At 71.0% G+C, this 19,215-nt stretch carries 19 protein-coding genes; 3 read left to right on the top strand and 16 right to left on the bottom strand.

From position 1 onward, the window contains the following. Window positions 1-2: 2 nt before the first annotated feature. Together ACZ7CH_RS29070 and ACZ7CH_RS29065 are read right to left on the bottom strand one after the other, a co-directional pair. Window positions 3-683 carry a response regulator gene (locus tag ACZ7CH_RS29070; RefSeq protein WP_360391093.1) on the bottom strand — a complete coding sequence of 227 codons (681 nt, stop codon included), beginning with the start codon at window positions 681-683 and terminating at the stop codon, window positions 3-5. After that, window positions 680-3,169: a DUF4118 domain-containing protein gene (locus ACZ7CH_RS29065; protein ID WP_470375408.1), complete on the bottom strand. Its 2,490-nt coding sequence runs from the start codon at window positions 3,167-3,169 to the stop codon at window positions 680-682. Before ACZ7CH_RS29065 ends, ACZ7CH_RS29070 begins: the two co-directional genes overlap by 4 nt. 331 nt (window positions 3,170-3,500) lie before the next feature. On the opposite strand from ACZ7CH_RS29065, the gene ACZ7CH_RS29060 reads away from it, so the two are divergent. Beyond that, window positions 3,501-3,941: a MarR family winged helix-turn-helix transcriptional regulator gene (locus ACZ7CH_RS29060; protein ID WP_090095422.1), complete on the top strand. Its 441-nt coding sequence runs from the start codon at window positions 3,501-3,503 to the stop codon at window positions 3,939-3,941. 34 nt (window positions 3,942-3,975) lie between these two features. On the opposite strand, the gene ACZ7CH_RS29055 is transcribed toward ACZ7CH_RS29060, so the two are convergent. The 4 genes from ACZ7CH_RS29055 to ACZ7CH_RS29040 all read right to left on the bottom strand — a co-directional run bounded on the left by ACZ7CH_RS29055 (window position 3,976) and on the right by ACZ7CH_RS29040 (window position 7,521). After that, window positions 3,976-5,088 carry a DUF1700 domain-containing protein gene (locus ACZ7CH_RS29055; RefSeq protein WP_360391100.1) on the bottom strand — a complete coding sequence of 371 codons (1,113 nt, stop codon included), beginning with the start codon at window positions 5,086-5,088 and terminating at the stop codon, window positions 3,976-3,978. Then, on the bottom strand, window positions 5,085-5,408 hold the full coding sequence (locus ACZ7CH_RS29050) for a PadR family transcriptional regulator (protein ID WP_360391102.1): 324 nt from the start codon (window positions 5,406-5,408) through the stop codon (window positions 5,085-5,087). The genes ACZ7CH_RS29055 and ACZ7CH_RS29050 overlap by 4 nt, the downstream gene beginning before the upstream one ends. Before the next feature lie 134 nt (window positions 5,409-5,542). Beyond that, window positions 5,543-6,130 carry a PASTA domain-containing protein gene (locus ACZ7CH_RS29045; protein WP_470375407.1) on the bottom strand — a complete coding sequence of 196 codons (588 nt, stop codon included), beginning with the start codon at window positions 6,128-6,130 and terminating at the stop codon, window positions 5,543-5,545. After that, entirely contained in the window at window positions 6,127-7,521 is a 1,395-nt protein-coding gene (locus ACZ7CH_RS29040) for a toll/interleukin-1 receptor domain-containing protein (protein WP_470375406.1), read from the bottom strand. Before ACZ7CH_RS29040 ends, ACZ7CH_RS29045 begins: the two co-directional genes overlap by 4 nt. A 91-nt stretch (window positions 7,522-7,612) precedes the next feature. Between ACZ7CH_RS29040 and ACZ7CH_RS29035 the strand changes: the two genes are divergently transcribed. Further along, a complete protein-coding gene (locus ACZ7CH_RS29035; RefSeq protein ID WP_470375405.1) occupies window positions 7,613-8,905 on the top strand; it encodes a TIR domain-containing protein in 1,293 nt (430 codons plus the stop codon). A gap of 4 nt (window positions 8,906-8,909) precedes the next feature. Here the strand turns inward: ACZ7CH_RS29035 and mutM are convergent, their stop codons facing one another. The 6 genes from mutM to ACZ7CH_RS29005 form a co-directional block, all read right to left on the bottom strand. Beyond that, window positions 8,910-9,767, bottom strand: a complete 858-nt coding sequence (mutM, locus tag ACZ7CH_RS29030) for a bifunctional DNA-formamidopyrimidine glycosylase/DNA-(apurinic or apyrimidinic site) lyase (protein ID WP_360391114.1) — start codon at window positions 9,765-9,767, stop codon at window positions 8,910-8,912. A gap of 1 nt (window position 9,768) precedes the next feature. Continuing rightward, entirely contained in the window at window positions 9,769-9,969 is a 201-nt protein-coding gene (locus ACZ7CH_RS29025; protein WP_030467960.1) for a hypothetical protein, read from the bottom strand. A gap of 7 nt (window positions 9,970-9,976) precedes the next feature. Next, window positions 9,977-10,780 (bottom strand): ribonuclease III, encoded by an 804-nt coding sequence (rnc, locus tag ACZ7CH_RS29020; RefSeq protein WP_470370796.1) that lies wholly within the window; start codon window positions 10,778-10,780, stop codon window positions 9,977-9,979. Window positions 10,781-10,796: 16 nt separating this feature from the next. Further along, window positions 10,797-10,979, bottom strand: a complete 183-nt coding sequence (gene rpmF, locus ACZ7CH_RS29015; RefSeq protein ID WP_030467958.1) for a 50S ribosomal protein L32 — start codon at window positions 10,977-10,979, stop codon at window positions 10,797-10,799. Window positions 10,980-10,981: 2 nt separating this feature from the next. Further along, window positions 10,982-11,563, bottom strand: a complete 582-nt coding sequence (locus ACZ7CH_RS29010; RefSeq protein WP_360391120.1) for a YceD family protein — start codon at window positions 11,561-11,563, stop codon at window positions 10,982-10,984. 228 nt (window positions 11,564-11,791) lie between these two features. Next, on the bottom strand, window positions 11,792-12,508 hold the full coding sequence (locus ACZ7CH_RS29005; protein ID WP_360391123.1) for a DivIVA domain-containing protein: 717 nt from the start codon (window positions 12,506-12,508) through the stop codon (window positions 11,792-11,794). A 117-nt stretch (window positions 12,509-12,625) separates the two neighbouring features. Between ACZ7CH_RS29005 and ACZ7CH_RS29000 the strand changes: the two genes are divergently transcribed. Beyond that, window positions 12,626-13,066 (top strand): GNAT family N-acetyltransferase, encoded by a 441-nt coding sequence (locus ACZ7CH_RS29000; RefSeq protein ID WP_360391506.1) that lies wholly within the window; start codon window positions 12,626-12,628, stop codon window positions 13,064-13,066. Here the strand turns inward: ACZ7CH_RS29000 and coaD are convergent. The 4 genes from coaD to ACZ7CH_RS28980 all read right to left on the bottom strand — a co-directional run bounded on the left by coaD (window position 13,063) and on the right by ACZ7CH_RS28980 (window position 18,948). Further along, a complete protein-coding gene (gene coaD, locus ACZ7CH_RS28995; protein ID WP_360391126.1) occupies window positions 13,063-13,545 on the bottom strand; it encodes a pantetheine-phosphate adenylyltransferase in 483 nt (160 codons plus the stop codon). The genes ACZ7CH_RS29000 and coaD overlap by 4 nt on opposite strands. A 53-nt stretch (window positions 13,546-13,598) precedes the next feature. Beyond that, window positions 13,599-14,153 (bottom strand): 16S rRNA (guanine(966)-N(2))-methyltransferase RsmD, encoded by a 555-nt coding sequence (gene rsmD, locus ACZ7CH_RS28990; protein ID WP_458430587.1) that lies wholly within the window; start codon window positions 14,151-14,153, stop codon window positions 13,599-13,601. Window positions 14,154-14,377: 224 nt separating this feature from the next. Next, window positions 14,378-15,451, bottom strand: coding sequence for an MBL fold metallo-hydrolase (locus ACZ7CH_RS28985; protein WP_360391131.1), 1,074 nt, complete (start codon window positions 15,449-15,451; stop codon window positions 14,378-14,380). A 119-nt stretch (window positions 15,452-15,570) separates the two neighbouring features. Beyond that, the gene (locus tag ACZ7CH_RS28980) at window positions 15,571-18,948 is read right to left on the bottom strand and encodes a pyruvate carboxylase (protein ID WP_458430586.1); all 3,378 of its coding nucleotides are present in this window, start codon (window positions 18,946-18,948) and stop codon (window positions 15,571-15,573) included. Between the last annotated feature and the right edge of the window lie 267 nt (window positions 18,949-19,215).

Here is a 19,215-nt window from a genome sequence, read left to right as displayed (position 1 = left end):
CCTCAGGGCTCGAACCGGTAGCCCATGCCCGGTTCGGTCAGCAGGTGCCGCGGCCGGGCCGGTTCGGGCTCCAGCTTCCGCCGCAGCTGCGCCAGGTACACCCGCAGGTAGTGCGTCTCCTTCTCGTACGCGGGGCCCCAGACGTCCCGCAGCAGCTGCTTCTGGGCGACCAGCTTGCCCGCGTTGCGCGCCAGCACCTCCAGCAGTCCCCACTCGGTGGGCGTGAGGTGCACCTCCGCGCCGTCCCTCAGCACCCGTTTGGCCGCGAGGTCGACGGTGAACGAGGCCGTGTGCACGACCGGCTCGTCCTCAGGGCCGGTCACGGCGGAGCGGCGGACGGCGGCGCGCAACCGGGCGAGCAGCTCGTCCATGCCGAACGGTTTCGTCACGTAGTCGTCGGCGCCGGCGTCCAGCGCGTCGACCTTGTCATGCGAGTCCGTGCGCGCGGACAGCACGATGATCGGCAACGTCGTCCAGCCGCGCAGGCCGGCGATGACGTCGGTGCCGTCCATGTCCGGCAGGCCCAGGTCCAGGACGACGACGTCGGGCCGGCCGTCGGCGGCGAGCCGCAGCGCCGTCGCGCCGTCGGGTGCGGTGAGCACCTCGTAGCCGCGGGCGGACAGGTTGATCCGCAACGCGCGCACGATCTGCGGCTCGTCGTCGACGACCAGCACCTTCGTCACGGGGTCCCCTCCTCGGCCGGCAGCGCGATCACCACGGTGAGGCCGCCGCCGGGCGTGTCCTCCACCGTGATCGTGCCCGCCATGGCCTCGGTGAAGCCCTTCGCCACGCTCAGACCGAGACCAACGCCACCCGGCGTGCGGTCGCCGAGGCGCTGGAACGGGGCGAAAACCGCCTCCGCCGTCCCGCTGGGCAGGCCGCGGCCGTGGTCGACGACCCGCAGCTCGACGTGGTCGCCGTGGGCGCTGGCCCGCACCGCCACGGCACCGGCGTAACGCAGCGCGTTGCCGACCACGTTCGCGATCACCCGTTCGAGCAGCCCGATGTCGGCGCGCACGAGCGGCAGCGTCTCGGGGACGTCGACCTCGACGTCGCCGTTCAGGCCGCGCAGTGCCAGCGCCACCGCCTCGTCGCAGCCGACCGCGCGCAGCTGCGGCTCGACCGCACCGGTCGCGAGGCGGGAGGAGTCGAGCAGGTTGTCGACGAGGCCGGTGAGCCGGTCGGCCGACTCCTCGACGGTCTCCAGCAGCTCGGCCGTGTCCTGGTCCGACAGCGTCAGGTCCGGGTCGCGCAGCGCCGAGACGGAGGCCTTGATGGACGTCAGCGGCGTGCGCAGGTCGTGGCCGACGGCGGAGAGCAACGCGGTGCGCAGCTCGGTCCGCGACGCCTGCCGCTGGGCCTCCAGCGCCTGCTCGGCCATCCGCTGCTGGCGCAGCGCGAGCAGGGCCTGACCGGCCGCCGCCTCCAGCACCCGCCGGTCGGAGGCGGGCAGCGACCGGCCGCGGGCCGCCAGGTGCACGTCCGCGGTCACCGCGATGTCGATCTCGGCGTCGTCCGGCTCGTCCGGCGAATGCGCGCCCACGGCCGCCACGCGCCGCCACTCGCCGTCGGCCCGTTCCAGCAGCGCGACCGACGTCAGGCCGAAGTTCTCCCGCACCTTCTCCAGCAGTCGTGCGAGTGGATGGGGGTTCGTCAGCACGGTGCGCGCGTACGAGGCGAGGAGCGTGGCTTCGGTGCGAGCGCGTGCGGCCTGGGTGGCGCGTCGGGCGGCGTAGTCCACCACGAGCGCGGTCGACACGCCCACGATGATCATCGCGACGAACGTGAGCACGTTCTGCTGCGCGTCGATGGTGAACGTGTAGAGCGGCTCGGTGAAGAAGAAGTTCAGCAGCAGCGCGCTCAGCAGGGCCGTCGCGAGCGCCGGTCCGAGGCCGCCTGCGGTCGCGACCACCATCGTCACCAGCAGGTAGCCGATGACGGTCGTGGAGAAGTTCAGGCCCTCGCGCAGGGTCGCGCCCGCCGCCGTGACCGCAGCGGGTCCGGCGACGGCCAGGACCCAGCCCAGCGCGAGCCGTCCCGGCCGCAGCGGGCTGGCGGCGAACCGGGCCCGCCAGCCGGAGCCGGTCGCCGCGTGCGTGACCATGTGGACGTCGATCGCACCGGACTCCTGCACGACCGTCGAACCGATGCCCGCGGAGAACACACGTGCGAGCCGCGACCGGCGCGAGGTGCCGACCACCAGCTGAGTGGCGTTCACCCCGCGCGAGAACTCCAGCAGCGCCGTGGGCACGTCATCGCCCACGACGGTGTGGAACGTGGCCCCGACGTCCTCCGTGAGCGTGCGGTACCTCTGCAACGAGTGCGGATCGGCACCCGCGAGACCGTCACCGCGCAGGACGTGCACGACGAGAAGGTCCGCTCCCGCGCGCGCTGCGATGCGGCGCGCGCGACGGATGAGCGTTTCGCTCTCCGTGCCGCCGGTGATGGCGACGACGACTCGTTCGCGCGTTTCCCATGTGTCCGTTATCTGCTGTTCGGTGCGATAACGCAGCAACGCGACATCGACCTGGTCCGCGACCCACAGCAGTGCGAGCTCCCGCAACGCCGTGAGGTTGCCGACGCGGAAGTAGTTGCCGAGCGCGGCGTCGATCTTCGTGGCCGCGTACACGTCGCCGTGGGCGAGCCGGCGCCGCAAGGCTTCCGGTGTGAGGTCGACCAGCTGGGTCTGCTCGGCTTTGCGCACGACCTCGTCCGGGACGGTTTCCTGTTGCGGCACGCCGGTTATGCGCTGGACGACGTCGTTCAGCGATTCCAGGTGCTGCACGTTGACGGTCGAGAGGACGTCAATGCCGGCGTCCAGCAGTTCTTCGACGTCTTGCCACCTTTTTGCATTACGCGAGCCGGGTGCGTTGGTGTGCGCGAGCTCGTCGACGACGGCGACCTCGGGCGCGCGGGCGAGCACCGCGTCCACGTCCATCTCGGTGAGTTCGACACCGCGGTGCGTGCTCCGCCGCCGCGGCACGATTTCCAGTCCGCTGAGAAGGTCCGCGGTCTTCGCGCGGCCGTGCGTCTCGACGAGGCCGACGACCACGTCCGTGCCGCGTTCCCGGCGGCGGTGCGCCTCGCCGAGCACCGCGAACGTCTTGCCGACGCCCGGAGCGGCACCGAGGTAGATGCGGAGCTCGCCACGCCTGGGTTTCGCACTCACCTCGTCAGTCTGCCCCCGCACCCCCACCGGCCGTTCGGAGGCACGCGCTACGCCACCCGGGCACACCGGCGCTCCTTCGCGGATCTTTGTCACACGTTCTGACCGATCGGAACCACGGTGCCGCACGCCACCCGTTCGCGGGAACCGCAGTGCGCTTTTTACGCCGTTTACCAGCGCATTCAAGCGTACTGGACGCGCGCTGTGACACCTCCGGTCACCACAACGGCCGAATGGGTTATCGGCAATTGGCGGATAGCGCGCGGAGCGTGAATGAGGGAAAGTGCCAGGGTTCGTGTCCGAATTCGGACAATCACATGCGCGCGGAGAAACGATGCCCACCACCGTCACCAACCACGAGGCACTTCAACTCGTGGTGGCCGTGCACCGGCTGGTGCGAAGTCTTCGACAGGCCGCTCCGGCCCGTCGTCTGCAACCCACCCAGTTGTTGGTGCTGTCAGAACTGAGCGCCCACGGCCCGATGCGGATCGGCGAGATCGCGGTGCGCGCGCTGTGTTCGCAGCCGACCGCGACAACGGTCGTGACCAGCCTGGAGTCCACCGGACTGGTCCGCAGGGAGCCCGACGCGGCCGACGGAAGGGCCACGATTGTGGTGCTCACCGAAGTCGGCCGCGAGACGATCCTGTCGCTCGCTCACGGCGAAGCAGAACTATTGAGTGAAAGAATGTCGGAACTTTCGCCGGAAGACCGCGAACACCTGAGGTCCGCCATGCCCGTATTGCGCCACCTGGCCGACCCGCAGGAAAACAAGTAGGAGCGGGACCCCCCGACGGGTCCCGCTCCCGGCATTACTTGCTAGGTGGCACAGAAGTGGGTGTCACCGAGCTCGACGGTGCGCCACTGGAAGGCGGTGGCGCACTCGAACTCACCGAACTCGGCGCCGATGACGGAGTGTCCGCACTCGGTGTCACGGTGTAACAGACACCGTTTTCGTAGTCGATCTTCGGCCGCGGGTACTGGTTCGCCGGAATCATCGGTTCCTCACCGCGGTTCTGGCAGCCGTAGTACCGGTCGGACGCGTTGATCGGCTGGCCGTCCTGGTCGTACAGCAGCACGTTGGTGAGCAGCTTGCCGTTCTCGTCGCGGACGTAGATGTTCTCGTACTCGCGCACGACCGGGGCCGAGTACGACTGCCGCGCCGGGCCGCCGAACCGCAACTGGTCGGCCGCCACGTCGATGACCGAGAACAGCACGCCCACCGCCAGCGCGCTGACCGGCAGGGTGAACCACAGCCACCGGCGGTCGGTCTTGGCCCGCGGCGCCGCGAACACCGACACGACGGCGACCGCGGCCAGCGCGAGGAACCCGAGCAGGTCACGACCGGCGAGCAGCACGGCACCGAGCCCGAGCAGCCCGGCCCGCACCAGCCACCACGCGGGCTGCAGCGACCGCAGGTAGGTCAGCGCGCGTTCGGCCGGCGTGCCCTCCTGCGGCGTCAGCCACTCCTTGAGCTTGACCGTCTCGCGCAGGTTCATCACCTCGGCCTGCTGCGGACCGCGGTCCTGCACCAGCGCGAGGCTGAGCACCAGGATCACCGCCGGCAGCAGCAGGATCGCCGGCTCCCGCAACGCCGCGGCCCCCGCGAGCAGCGTGATCCCGGTGGCCGCCGCCAACCCCCACGCCGCCGCACGCGGCCGCGTCAGCAGCGCCTGCTTGACCGTGACCGGCACCCGCTCGGTCCGCGGCGGGTACCCGGCGGCCTGCCGCAGCTCCCGCGCGTACTGCTCGGGCGGCCCGAGCCGCCGCTCGATCGTCTCGTCCTCGCCCAGCTCGGTCGACAGCTCCGCGAGGTGCGCCTCGACGTCCTCCATGATCTCGGCGACCTCGTGCGGCGGCAGGTCGTCGAGCGCGGCCCGCATCCCGGCCACGTAGTGCTCGACACCCAGTGCCTGCGTGTTCATGCGACCTCCCCGAGCAGGCCGTCCAGCGTGCTGGCGAACGACCGCCACGTGTCCCTCGACTCGGCCAGGCGCACCCGGCCGGGCTCGTTGATGCTGTAGTACTTGCGGTGCGGGCCCTCTTCGCTGGGCACCACGTACGACGTCAGCATCCCGGCGTTGTAGAGCCGCCGCAGCGTCCCGTACACCGACGCGTCCCCCACGTCGTTCAACCCCCCGGCGCGCAGTCTGCGCACCACGTCGTAGCCGTACCCGTCGTCCTTGCGCAGAACCGCAAGCACGGCCAGGTCCAGCACCCCCTTGAGCAGCTGACTGGTGTCCATGGCCCCTCCGACGCACTGTTGCGTGGTGAACAGTACTACGCATCGCACAGTACTGTCGAACCCGTTGATGCTCCGGCGCGACGAGAACGGCCTCCCCGTCGTAGGACGCGGGAGGCCGGTGCCGGTTGGCGTCGTCAGCTCGGACAGCCGGACCCCCCGGTCGGCTCGCCGAGCTTCACCGCCCCGAGCGTGATCTTCACGGTGGCCTCGGGCGTGCTGCCCGCGGCCGCGGACTGGCTGACCACGACCCAGTTCCGGTCGGCCACCTGCCGCCGCCCCTGCCCGGTCGCGTCCTCCGACGACAACACGAAGAACCCGGCCGCCTGCAACGTGTCCTGCGCCTTCTGCAGGTCGAGGCACACGACGTCCGGCACGGTCCCCTTCGCGGGCGGCGGCAAGCTCGTCGACGCGTCCGTGGGCTTGCGGACCTCCAGCACCACCTCCGTCCCGCCCGGTGCGTCGGCGCCGGCCTCCGGCAGCTGGGAGGTGACGACCCAGTTCCGCGGTTCGAGGACCGGCCGCCGCTGCCCGGTCGCGTCCTCCTCGACCACCCGGTATCCCCGTGCCTTCAGCACCTCGCGCGCCTCGGCGAGCCGCAGCTCCACGACCTTCGGCACCTTCTCCTCGGCAACGGTGGGCGTGCTCTGCGCGGTCGGGCCCGGCGGTGGCGTGTTCCCGCACCCGGCGAGCACGAGGACGAGCAGGGCGATGGCGATCTTCATCCGCCGTGCTCCTGTCGGGTGGGCGGAACGCTGATCTCGGCAAGCCGCGCGCGCACCCGGTCGACGTGAGCGGGCAGGTCCGCCACGACGGTCCGGCGCTGCCACCGCTGCAAGCGGAACGCGAGCTCGAAGGTGACGGGACAGCACAGCAGCGCCACGACGACGGAGCCGGCGAGGAACGCCCCGTAGGACGGAACGGCGCCCTCGGCGATCGCGAGCACCGCGGAGCCGGCCACCGCGGCGAGGACGAGCACATACGCCGCCGGCAGCAGGCTCCCCGCCTGCCGCAACCACGCCCACCTGCCCAGCCGGGCGAAGTCGTCCATCCGCCGCCGCGCCCACTCGACCTGCCCGAGCACGAACTCGACCTGGTCCCGCTCGGCCCTGGTGAGCAGGTCGCGTTCGGCCACGAACCGGCTGGCGTGCGCGAGCACACCGCGGACGGGCTCGGACCTCGGTTCGAGGTGCGGGTACGGCCACCGCTCACGGCGGCGTTCCTCCACCCACCGGTGGCCTCTCGCGAAGGCGTACGCGGCGACCACCAGCATCACCGCCACGACCGCCCGGTACGACAGCACCGCGCCGAGGAGGAGCAGGAGGAGACCGATGCCCGCGACGAGCAGGCCGTTGGTGATCTTCGAGTTCGGCCCGGCCTCGGCGAACAGCACGTCGTACCGGTCGTACAGGTGCCGGAGCGCGTAGCAGGCCGCGACCACCACCAGCCACACGACCAGCACCACGGTCATCGCGATCGACAGCGCCACCAGGAACTCCTCCGGCTGCCCCTGCCCCGCCGGAGAGTGCGCCAGCACCCACGGCGCCGTCAGGCCGGTGACCACCGCCGCGCCCATCTCCGCCCGGAAGTGCTTGCGGCGCACAGGCTCCGGTCGTTCCGCCGCCGGCAGGGGCTCGGTGGCGACCCGCACCTCCAGCGCTCGCAGCAGCTCCGCCAGCTCCTTCTTCCAGCTGCCGAAGCCGATCCGCCAGTACTGCCGGGTGCCGAGCTCGGCCAGGCCGGGGAAGTCCTCGGCGAGCAGCTGCTCCTTGCCGGGCAGCCGGGCGTTGTCGAGCAGCACCGGGACGAGGTGCAGGCCCATGGCGAGCGCGGTCTCGACCTCCCAGCGCGCCCAGTCCCACTTCTCACCGCGACGCGCACGGAGGTCGTCCAGCCACTCGCGGTGGATCACCACCAGCACGACCTCGCAGCCCCGCAGCCAGTCGCGGAGCCGGGACGGGTAGTGGACGCCCGGCTCCAGCTCCACGTCGACGAGCACCTTCTCCTCACCGAAGTGGTGCTGGAGGCGTTCGACGATCGCCTCGATGGTCTGGGCGTGCACACGCCGTTCGCCGTCGTGCATCTTGCGGTAGCTGACGAAGATGCCGCCGCTCATCGCGCCGACTCACCTGCTTCCCGGGGCCCGTCGGTCCAATCCGCTCGAACTCTTGTCGCGCACGGTGTCCGTACCGCTACGGTCGCACGCCATGGGAGGCATCTTCCTGAACTACCGGCGCCACGACGAGCGCCTCGCGTTCGTCCGGGGGCTGTACGAGCGGCTCGCCGAACGGTTCGGCGCCGGCACCGTCTTCCTCGACTCCGCCTCGATCGGTCACGGCCGGCGCTACCCGAACCAGCTGCGCCGCCACCTCGACCGGTCCGACGTGGTGGTCGTCGTCGTGCACGACGGCTGGGCGCGGGAGCTGCGGACCGACGGCACGGACTGGGTGCACAACGAGATCAGGTGGGCCCTCGACGCCGGCAAGACGATCATCCCGGTGCTCTTCGGCGGCGCGAAGATGCCGCGGGCGCAGGAACTGCCGCGCACGATCAGGGAGCTGGCCAACTTCCAGGCCCACCGGGCCGACGACGACCCCGGTCACGACCTCCTCGTCGACAAGATCGCCGCGGAACCCCGGCGGCGAGCCGCCATCGCGCAGACGCCGCCGAAGCCGTGGGCAGGACCGGTCGCCGGGGTGGCCGGCGCCGTCGCGTTCGCCGCGCCGGTCGTGCTGGTGCCGGGCGACTGGCAGGAAGCGGCCGTCTACCTTTCCGTGTTCGGGGTAGTGGTGCTGGCGGCGGTGCTGTTCGCGGTGTCGGTGGTCTCGCTGGCGCGCAAGCCGCTCAACACGGCCGAGCGGCTCTCGCAGTACGTCGACCCGACCCGCTACCACCTGGCCGTCGGTGCGCCGCTGCTCATCCTGCTCGAATCGGTGGTCGTGGCGTTCGTGTTCAGCTCGCCGGTCGACCCGCAGCTGCGCCCGTTCCTGGTCGTCGGCGCCGGTGTCGGCGTGCTGTACCTGGTGTTCCTCGTGCTGGGCAACTACCAGACCGAGAAGTTCCGCGAGGACCACTGGCCGGTGCGGCTGCGGCACCCGGTGAAGCCGGCTCCGGTGCGCCGCGAGCTCGAACGCCTGCGGCGCAAGCACGCCACCGCCGACGCGGAACGGGTCCGCTGGCACCTCGTGCACCTGGAGAACGCCGCCGACGTGCTCGCACGGGACGCGAGCCGCGGCCGGTGGCGGTGGCTGACCTCCGACCCGACGGGCTACCTGGTCGCCTACACGGCGTGGGCTGCGGCATCGGTCGGGCTGCTGACGTCGGCGGCACTGCCGGCGATGCGGCTCTGGGTCCCTGCGGTCGCACTCGGCCTCGTCGCGGCGATGGCCTGGGCCACGGTCGAGGCGGCGTTCCGCCGGCAGCGCTGGGTGCGGCGCGAGGTGGCCGACGAGGTGCACGTCCAGGTGCAGCGCATCCAGGACCGGGTCACGCGGCCGTGAGGCGTTAGAGGCGCGGGCGCGGCTGACAGCGCGGGCAGGAGAACGACGACCGGTTCATGAACGGCTCTCGGACCATCATCGCGCCGCACCGCTTGCAGGGCCGGTTCTCCTGGCCGTACGCGTTGAGCGAGCGGTCGAAGTAGCCGGACTGGCCGTTGATGTTGACGTAGAGCGCGTCGAACGACGTACCGCCCTGGCCGAGGGCCTCGCGCATCACGTCGGTGGCGTGGTCGAGCAGCTCGGCGGCCTTGACCTTGGTGAGCTTGTCCGTCATGCGGGTGCCGTGCAGCTTGGCGCGCCAGAGGGCCTCGTCGGCGTAGATGTTGCCGATGCCGGAGACGAGGGTCTGGTCGAGCAGGGCCCGTTTGACCTCCGTGTGACGCAGGCGCAACGCGCGCACGGCGGCATCACGGGAGAAGAGCGGGTCCATCGGGTCGCGGGCGATGTGCGCGACCGTGTCCGGGACGAGGGTGCCGTCGACCTCGACCAGCTCAGCCAAGGCGAGGCCGCCGAAGGTTCTCTGGTCGACGAAGCGCAGCTCCGGGCCGCCGTCGGCGAACCGGAACCGGACGCGGAGGTGTTTCTCGTCCGGTGCCGTGGACGGCTGGACGAGCATTTGGCCGCTCATGCCCAGGTGGGCGAGCATGGCGGCTTTGTCGGCCAGTTCCACCCAGAGGTACTTGCCGCGGCGCCTGGCTGCGGTCATCGGCTGACCGGCCAGGCGCGCGCAGAAGTCCGCGGAGCCCAGGTCGTGCCGGCGGATCGCACGCGGGTGCAGCACCTCGACCGAGGAGATCACCCGGCCGGCGACGTGGGCTTCGAGGCCGAGGCGGACTACCTCGACCTCTGGGAGTTCGGGCACGTCAGGCTTCGGACTTGCCCTCGTCGACGGGCTGCGCCTCGATCACGGCGGCCTGCGGCTTGGTGGGCTTGAGCACCCACACACCGGCCCGGCTCGTGTCCCTGACCAGCACAAGGCCCTGGATTCCTCCGCTGCGGGAGGTGTTCACCGGCCCGCGGACGGTGCGGGTGCGGCGGTTCGTGCGGTTCCTGGTCGCATACATTGCGGTCTCAGTCTTCCTCGGTTGGGGCGGTCCCTGGCGTCACCGAGGCGCCATTCTGTCCGTTCGCGGACGAGGCCGGCTCCTGCTCGGCCTGCACGCGTTCCGACAGAACATGATAGGCCGCTTCCGCGGCCTTCTGCTCGGCTTCCTTCTTGGTGCGCCCATCACCCTTGCCGTAGGGCTGACCACCGACGAGCACCGTGGCGGTGAACTCCTTGCGGTGGTCCGGCCCCTGGTCGTCCACGCGGTACTCCGGGACGCCGAGACTGGCTTGAGCGGTGAGCTCCTGCAGGCTTGTCTTCCAGTCCAGTCCAGCACCCAGAAGCGGAGCTTTGGCCAAGAGTGGATCGAACAGCCGGTGAACGAACGTTCGTGCGGTATCGATACCGAACTGCAGGTACACCGCACCGATGACGGCTTCCAGGCCGTCGGCGAGGATGCTCGCCTTGTCCCTGCCGCCGGTCAGCTCTTCGCCGCGGCCGAGCAGCAGGTGCGCACCGAGTCCGCCCTCACCCAGGTTGCGTGCGACCCCCGCGAGCGCGTGCATGTTGACCACGCTGGCGCGGAGCTTCGCGAGCTGACCCTCCGGGAGGTCGGGGTGGGTGCGGTAGAGGTGGTCGGTGACGACCAGCCCCAGCACGGCGTCCCCCAGGAACTCGAGACGCTCGTTCGGCGGCAACCCGCCGTTCTCGTACGCGTACGACCGGTGGGTGAGCGCGAGCACGAGCAGCTCGGCGTCCAGGTGGACGCCGAGCGCTTCGAGCAAGGTCGCGCGGTCGGCTCGCGGAGCGCGCGGCGGCTTTCCCCCCACTACGTGGCCGAGGAGATCAGGCCGGCTGAGCGACCTGGCGGCCAGCGTACTGACCACAGGCCGGGCAGGCGACGTGCTGCGGCTTCGGCTGGCGGCAAGCCTTGTTGGAGCACGCCACCAGGTGCACGGCAGACGTCTTCCACTGGGAACGGCGCGCACGGGTGTTCGAGCGCGACATCTTCCGCTTCGGGACGGCCACGACTACTTCTCCTCGTTGTTGTCATCGCTGAACCGCTCTTGCAACGCGGCCCAACGAGGGTCGATCGTCTCATGCCCGTGGTCGGGCCCGAGCTCCGCCCACCTGCCACCACACTCGGGGCACAGCCCCTTGCAGTCCGGCTCGCAGAGCGGCGCCTGCGGCAGCGCGAGGACGATGGCGTCCCGCACCACAGGCTCGAGGTCGATCAGATCGTTCTCGATCCGACTGATCTCGTCTTCGTCGGTGGTCTCGTCCGTGGTGCTGTCCGGCCACGCGTAGAGCTCCGTGATCCGGACCTCGACCTCATCGGAGATGGGGTCGAGACACCGCGCGCACTCACCTTCGACCTTGGCGAACGCCGTCCCCGACACGAGCACGCCCTCCACGACAGACTCGGTGAGGAGGTCGAGCTCGACCTCCCCGCCTTCCGGCACCGCGATCACCCCCAGCAGACCCACTCCTGCGGCGGGTACCGACCGGATGAAGGGTCGGCTGGAACCGGCGCGACGGCCGAGGTCCCTGGTGTCGATGACCCAGGGTCCTGATGCTGTGGGACGCGTGGACGCGTGGCGATGCTCAGTCATGATCGGGTTGGGTGCTGGAACGGGGACCTACCACGTCCAGCCGGTCCAGGGTACGGGACGACGCCTCCGCGAGTGAAATCGCCAGGTGATCGCACCTGCCCGACGTAACACGAATCACACGTTCAGGTGCCCCCTCCCCTGTCCCCGGACGGCACGCGGGGACCCCGCGTGTCCTTCTGGGGTACGCAAGGTCCCCGCGTGCCCTCGGGAAACGCGAAGGGGTGAAAGTCAGGAGCCGTAGTCGAACGGTGCCGCGGCGCCCGCGACGGCCGGGCCGCGCAGGTGCGAACGGCCCTTGCCGACCGACCGCAGGGTGTGCGCGAGGAGGTCCTCGAAGTCCGCGAGCTTGCCGTCCACGTAGGCGTCGCACTCCGACCGCAGCCGGATCGACTCGTTCTGGGCGGCGTCGAGCAGCCGGGCGGCCTCGGCGTGGGCCGCGCGGACGACCTCCTGCTCGTTGACGAGCCGGGCCTGCTCGGCGCGGCCCTCCTCGGTGGCGCGCTCGTAGTTGGCCCGGCCGGCCTGAATCATCCGCTCCGCCTCGGCGTGTGAACGGCCCACCAGGTCGTCGTACTCCTGCCGGCCGGCGGCGACCGTGCGCTCCGCCTGGTCCTCCGCCTCCGCGACCATCCGCTCGGCGCGGGCGCGGGCGTCGGACAGCATCGCCTCGGCCTCCGCCTGGGCCTCGGCGAGGATGCGGTCGGCGTCCGAACGGGCCTTGGACACGCCGGTCTCTGCCTCGTGCTTGGCCTTGCCGACGAGCTCTTCCTTGTGGTCGAGCACGTCCTGCGCGTCGTCCAGCTCGGCCGGGATGGCGTCGCGCACGTCGTCGAGCAGTTCGAGCACGTCACCACGCGGCACGACGCAGCCGGAGGTCATCGGAACTCCGCGCGCTTCCTCGACGATCGTCACCAGCTCGTCGAGTGCCTCGAACACCCGGTACACGTCTCACTCCCTAACCCCTGTGGCTCCCACCCACAAGTGTGCCCTGCCGGTCTCCCCGAAAGAGGGAGATCGGCAGGGCGTGTCAAGATTCGGTGACACCTTGGGGGGACCGTGGAGATCATCATCAGGCGTGCGACCGCTGCCGATGTGGACCCGATCGTGGCGATGCTCGCCGACGACCCGCTGGGCGCGACCAGGGAGCGGCCGGGCGACCCGGCGTACCTGGCGGCGTTCGCGGTCATCGACGCCGACCCGCACCAGCTCCTGGCGGTCGCCGAGGCCGGCGGGGAGGTGGTGGGCACGCTGCAGCTCACGTTCACCTCCGGCCTGTCCCGCCTGGGCATGACCCGCGCGACGGTGGAGGCCGTCCGGGTGCGCTCCGACCAGCGCGGCAACGGCCTGGGCGAGCGCCTGCTGCGGTGGGCCGCCGACGAGGCGCGCGCACGCGGCTGCGGCATGCTCCAGCTCACGACGGACGCGTCACGGGCGGACGCGCACCGGTTCTACGAGCGGCTCGGCTTCACCGCGTCGCACGTGGGGATGAAGCTGGCCCTCTAACGGGTCTCGGCGAGGCGCTGCTGCAGCCGCTGCTCGACACTGGCCGGCAGCAGCGTCGACACGTCGCCGCCGTAGGTCGCCACTTCCTTGACCAGCGACGACGCCAGGAACGAGTACTGCGGGCTGGCCTGCATGAACAGCGTGTCGACGCCGGTGAGCTGGTGGTTCATCTGCGCCATCTGCAGCTCGTAGTCGTAGTCGCTGACCGCGCGCAGGCCCTTGACGATGGCCTTGATGTGGTTCTCGCGGCAGTAGTCGACCAGCAGCCCGTGCCAGGAGTCCACCCGCACGTTGTCCCACTGCGACGTGACGTCGCGGAGCATGTCCTGCCGCTCCTCGACGTTGAACAGGGTGCGCTTGTTCTTGTTGATGAGCACGGCGACGACGACCTCGTCGAACAGGTGCGCGGCTCTCCCGATGATGTCCAGGTGGCCGTTGGTCACCGGGTCGTAGGAGCCGGGGTACACGGCACGCGTCATGAGCCGGACGTTAGCACCCGATCGGATGCCGCCAGGCGGGTCCGTGGTTCTCGTCACCCATCGGCACGCACTTGCGCCCAGTACACCGCCGTGTCCCCGTATCGCTTGGCACGCAAGGGTTCCACCCCATCAGGCCACGCTGGTTCGACACTTCGCGAAGCACGTTCGACGATCAGGACGGCGTCCCCGGTGAGCCTCGGCGCGATCCCGCGGAGCACCTTGGCGAGCTCGTCGTCCCCCACCGCGTACGGCGGGTCGGCGAACACCACGTCGAACGCCCCGCCCTCGGCGGTGACGTACGCCTCGGCCGTGCGGTTGGCGACGGTCGTGTTCGCGAACCCGAGCTCCCTGGCGTTGCCCTTGAGCACCTCGGCCGCCCGCTTGTCCGACTCCACGAACGTGGCGTGCCCCGCACCCCGGCTGAGCGCCTCGAACCCCAGCGCGCCCGACCCGGCGTAGAGGTCCAGTACCTGGGCGCCGTCGAGGTCCATCATCGCCTCCAGCGAGCTGAAGAGCGCCTCCCGCACCCGCTCGGAGGTGGGCCGCGTGCCCTTGGGCGGCACCTTGAGCCTGCGGCCGCCCGCGGTGCCGGCAACGATTCGTGTCACCGGCTCATCGTCCCAGGCGGCCGGAGCGCGAGGCCTGGCTGGGCAGCGGGCCCCGACCGGCGTGGGGCTGGTCGCCCCGAAGCGGGCGGGGCCGACGCCCTCGGGGCCGAAGCCGGAGGCGAGGCGTTCAGCGCTCTGCACGCGGGCTTCGGCGGTGGTGGCTTCCCGGCTTCTTCGGGAGTGTCGAGGTCCGGGGCGAGGTCCCGGGAACAGCCGAGCCGGCCTCAGGCCAGCCCCTGCCACCACCCGTCGACCTCGCCCGGTGCGTCCACGTCCACCCGCTCCCCCGGCCGCGGCACGGCCAGCCGCATCCCGCGGGCCTTGACCTCCCGCCACACCCGGTCGATCGGCTCGCCCCACGGGTGCAGCGCCAGGTTGAACGTGGCCCAGTGCACCGGGATGAGCAGCCCACCGCCGAGGTCGTCGAACGCGCGGACGCCGTCCTCGGGCGTCATGTGGATGTCGGGCCACGCGTCGTTGTACGCGCCGACCTGCATGAGCACCGCGTCGAACGGGCCGTGGGCCTCGCCGATCGCCTTGTAGCCGGCGAAGTAGCCGGTGTCGCCGCTGTAGAACACCGAGCGGTCGCCGCGGGCGATCACCCAGGAGGCCCACAGGGTGTTGTTGCGCTGCACCGAGCGGCCGGAGAAGTGCTGGGCCGCGGTGCAGGTGAGGGTGAAGCCGTCCACGGAGAACGACTCGTCCCAGTCGAGCTCGACGACGCGGTCGGCGGGCACGTCCCAGGCCGCGAGGTGGGCGCCGAGGCCCAGCGGCACGACGAAGACCGCGGTCGTGGTCGTGGTCAGCTCCCGCACGGTCGCCATGTCGAGGTGGTCGTAGTGGTCGTGCGAGATCACGACCGCGCTCACCGCGGGCAGGTCGGACAGCCGGTGCGGAACCGGGTGCAGGCGCTTGGGGCCGAGGTGCGCGGACGGCGAGACGCGGTCGCTCCACACCGGGTCCACGAGGACCGCGGCGCCGTCGACCTCGATCAGCGCGGAGGCGTGGCCGTACCAGGTGACGTGCAGGCCAGAGGCGACCGGCGCGGAGGGGGCCACCAGGGGGACCGGCGCGGACGGCGTGCGGTCGTCGCCGCCGAAGAGGAAGTCGCGCATCGAGAAGGAGTCGCGGTCGGGGACCGAGCTGACCTCCCTGTCGTTGTGGAACCTGCCGTTGCGGTAGCGCGGTGAGCGCGCCATCTCGAACGGGTCCGGCTTGCCCCCCAGCTGCTTCGGCACGTCCCGCAACGCCCACGCCACGCCCGCGAGCCCGAGCAGCCCGGCCAACGCCTTCTTCATGTCCATCCCTCTTCCTGACCCGGTGACCGGTGCAACGCAGGGAATCGTCGTGGAGTTCCACGGTCCGCGCAGCACGAAGGCCCGGCCGGAGCACCGGGCCGGGCCTTCTCACGCGAAGATCACTCCAGGACGATCAGGAGGTCGCCGCCCTCCACCTGCTGGGCGCCGCGCACCGCCAGGCGCTGCACCACACCCGCCTTCGGTGCGGTGATCGCGGCCTCCATCTTCATGGCCTCGATCGTCGCGACGGTCTGCCCGGCCTCGACCGAGTCGCCCTCCTCCACGGCGGCCGTCACCACGCCGGCGAACGGGGCCGCCACGTGGTTGGGGTTGCCGCGGTCGGCCTTCTCCGCCGCCGGGACGTCGGCGGCCACCGAGCGGTCGCGCACCTGGATCGGGCGGAGCTGGCCGTTCAGGGTCGCCATGACCGTGCGGATGCCGCGCGCGTCGGCCTCGGAGATCGCCTCCAGGCCGATCAGCAGGCGGACGCCCGGCTCCAGGTCGACGGAGTACTCCTCACCGGGGCGCAGGCCGTAGAAGAAGTCCTTGGAGCGCAGCACCGACGTGTCGCCGTAAGCCTCGCGGTGGGTCAGGAACTCCCGCGTGGGCGCGGGGAACAGCAGCCGGTTCAGCGTGGCACGGCGGTCGTCCGCGAGTCCCGCCTCGTCCTCCGGCGAGAGCTCCTCGACCGGCTTCGGGGCTGACCGGCCCTCCAGCGCCTTCGTGCGGAACGGCTCCGGCCAGCCGCCGGGCGGGTCGCCCAGCTCGCCGTGCAGGAAGCCGATCACCGAGGCGGGGATGTCGAACTTGCCGGGGTTCTCCTCGAACTCCTCCGGCTCGACACCGGCGCCCACGAGGTGCAGCGCGAGGTCGCCGACGACCTTCGACGACGGCGTCACCTTCACCAGGTGCCCGAGCATCCGGTCGGCCGCGGCGTACATCGACTCGATCTCCTCGAACTTCTCCCCGAGGCCCAGCGCGACGGCCTGGGTGCGGAGGTTCGAGAGCTGACCACCGGGGATCTCGTGGTGGTAGACGCGACCGGTCGGGCCGGGGATGCCGGACTCGAACGGCGCGTAGATCTTGCGCACCGACTCCCAGTACGGCTCCAGGTCGCAGACGTTCTGCAGGTCGAGGCCGGTGGAGTGCTCGGTGTGGTCGGTCAGCGCCACGATCGACGACAGCGGCGGCTGCGAGGTCGTGCCCGCCATCGACGCGGTGGCGCCGTCGATCGCGTCCACACCGGCCTGGACCGCCGCGAGGTACGTCGCGAGCTGGCCGCCCGCCGTGTCGTGCGTGTGGAGGTGGACCGGGAGGTCGAACTCCTTGCGCAGCGCGGTGATCAGCCGGGACGCGGCCGGTGCCCGCAGCAGGCCCGCCATGTCCTTGACGCACAGCACGTGCGCGCCCGCGCCGACGATCTGCTCGGCCAGCTTGAGGTAGTAGTCCAGCGTGTACAGCCGCTCGTCCGGGTTGGACAGGTCGCTCGTGTAGCAGAGCGCGACCTCGGCCACGGCCGTCCCGGTCTCGCGCACGGCCTCGATCGCCGGGCGCATCTGCTCGACGTCGTTGAGGGCGTCGAAGATCCGGAAGATGTCGATGCCGGTGTTCGTGGCCTCCTGCACGAACGCCTTGGTCACGGCCTCCGGGTACGGCGTGTAGCCGACCGTGTTGCGGCCGCGCAGCAGCATCTGCAGGTTGATGTTCGGCACCGCCTCGCGCAGCGCAGCGAGCCGCTCCCACGGGTCCTCCGCGAGGAACCGCAGCGCCACGTCGTAGGTCGCGCCGCCCCAGCACTCCAGCGACAGCAGCTCCGGCGTCATGCGCGCCACGTGCGGCGCGACGGCGAGCAGGTCCTTGGTGCGCACGCGGGTCGCGAGCAGCGACTGGTGGGCGTCGCGGAACGTCGTGTCGGTGACGCCGACGGCCCTGCTCTCCCGCAGCCACCGCGCGAAGCCCTCGGGGCCGAGCTCGGTGAGCTTCTGCTTGGACCCGGCGGGCGGCTCGGCGCCGAGGTCGACGGCCGGCAGCTTCTCCCGCGGGTCGACCGCCGTGGGGCGGGTGCCGTTGGGGTGGTTGACCGTGACGTCGGCGAGGTAGGTGAGCAGGCGCGTGCCGCGGTCGGCCGAGTGGCGCGCCGTCAGCAGGTGCGGGCGCTTCTCGATGAACGACGTGGTGACGCGGCCCTCGAAGAAGTCCGGCTCGTCCAGCACGGCCTGGATGAACGGGATGTTCGTGGACACGCCGCGGATGCGGAACTCCGCGATCGCGCGGCGCGCGCGGGCGACGGCGAGCGAGAAGGTGCGGCCGCGGCAGGTGAGCTTCACGAGCATCGAGTCGAAGTGCGGGCTGATCGCCATGCCCGCGCCCGCCGTGCCGCCGTCGAGGCGGATGCCGGAACCACCCGGCGAGCGGTAGGCGCTGATCGTGCCGGTGTCCGGGCGGAACCCGTTGGCGGGGTCCTCGGTGGTGATGCGGCACTGCAGCGCGGCGCCGCGCAGCTGGACGGTGTCCTGGGACAGGCCCAGGTCCTCCAGCGTCTCACCGGAGGCGATGCGCATCTGCGACTGCACGAGGTCGACGTCGGTCACCTCCTCGGTGACCGTGTGCTCGACCTGGATGCGCGGGTTCATCTCGATGAAGACGTAGTTGCCCTGGGGGTCGAGCAGGAACTCCACGGTGCCCGCGTTGCGGTAGCCGATGTGCCGCGCGAACTTCACGGCGTCGTTGCAGATGCGGTCGCGCAGCTCGGGCGCCAGGTTCGGCGCGGGCGCGATCTCGATGACCTTCTGGTGGCGCCGCTGCACCGAGCAGTCGCGCTCGAAGAGGTGGATCACGTTGCCCTGGCCGTCGGCGAGGATCTGCACCTCGATGTGGCGCGGCTCGACGACGGCCTGCTCCAGGAACACCGTCGGGTCGCCGAACGCCGACTCGGCCTCGCGGGAGGCGGCCTCCAGTGCCTCGCGCAGCGCCGCCGGGTCGTCGACCTTGCGCATGCCGCGGCCACCGCCACCGGCGACGGCCTTCACGAAGACCGGGAAGCGCATCGTCTTCGACGCTTCGAGCAGCTCGTCGACGTCGGAGGACGGCGCGCTCGACTCCAGCACCGGCAGACCGGCCTCGCGGGCGGCCGCGATGGCGCGCGCCTTGTTGCCGGTCAGCTCCAGGACCTCGGCGACCGGACCGATGAACGTGAGACCCGCCTCGCGGCAGGCCATCGCGAGCTCGGGGTTCTCCGACAGGAAGCCGTAGCCGGGGTAGATCGCGTCGGCACCCGCCTTGCGCGCGGCCTTGATGACCTCCTCGACCGAGAGGTAGGCGCGCACCGGGTGACCGGGTTCACCGATCTCGTACGACTCGTCCGCCTTCAGGCGGTGCAGCGAGTTGCGGTCCTCGTGAGGGAAAACGGCGACCGTTCCCGCGCCCAGTTCGTAGGCGGCTCGGAACGCGCGAATCGCGATCTCGCCGCGGTTGGCGACAAGAACCTTGCGGAACATCCGTTGCCCTCCCGGAGTTGCTCGACGGTCAGTTCAGGCACGTTACCGTGCGACTCTTGCCTGTTGGGAGGACTGTCTCACGTGATGGGTGTCATCCTGATCGGTCTTGCCCCGTGAGGATTCTCGCGGTTTGAGCGTGGCGCGGACACCCGCCACCCGGTCGGACTCCTGCCGGTAGTGGGTTTGACCGGATCGAGTGACGATCATGGTCACAATCTCGGTAGGGTGAGCCATATGGCCGGGGCTGATGGAGCCGGGCAGCCTACT

Source organism: Lentzea sp. NPDC037011 (genome assembly GCF_055607425.1).
Note: the sequence above shows the minus strand (reverse complement) of the source record. Positions and strands in the feature narration are given on the sequence as shown.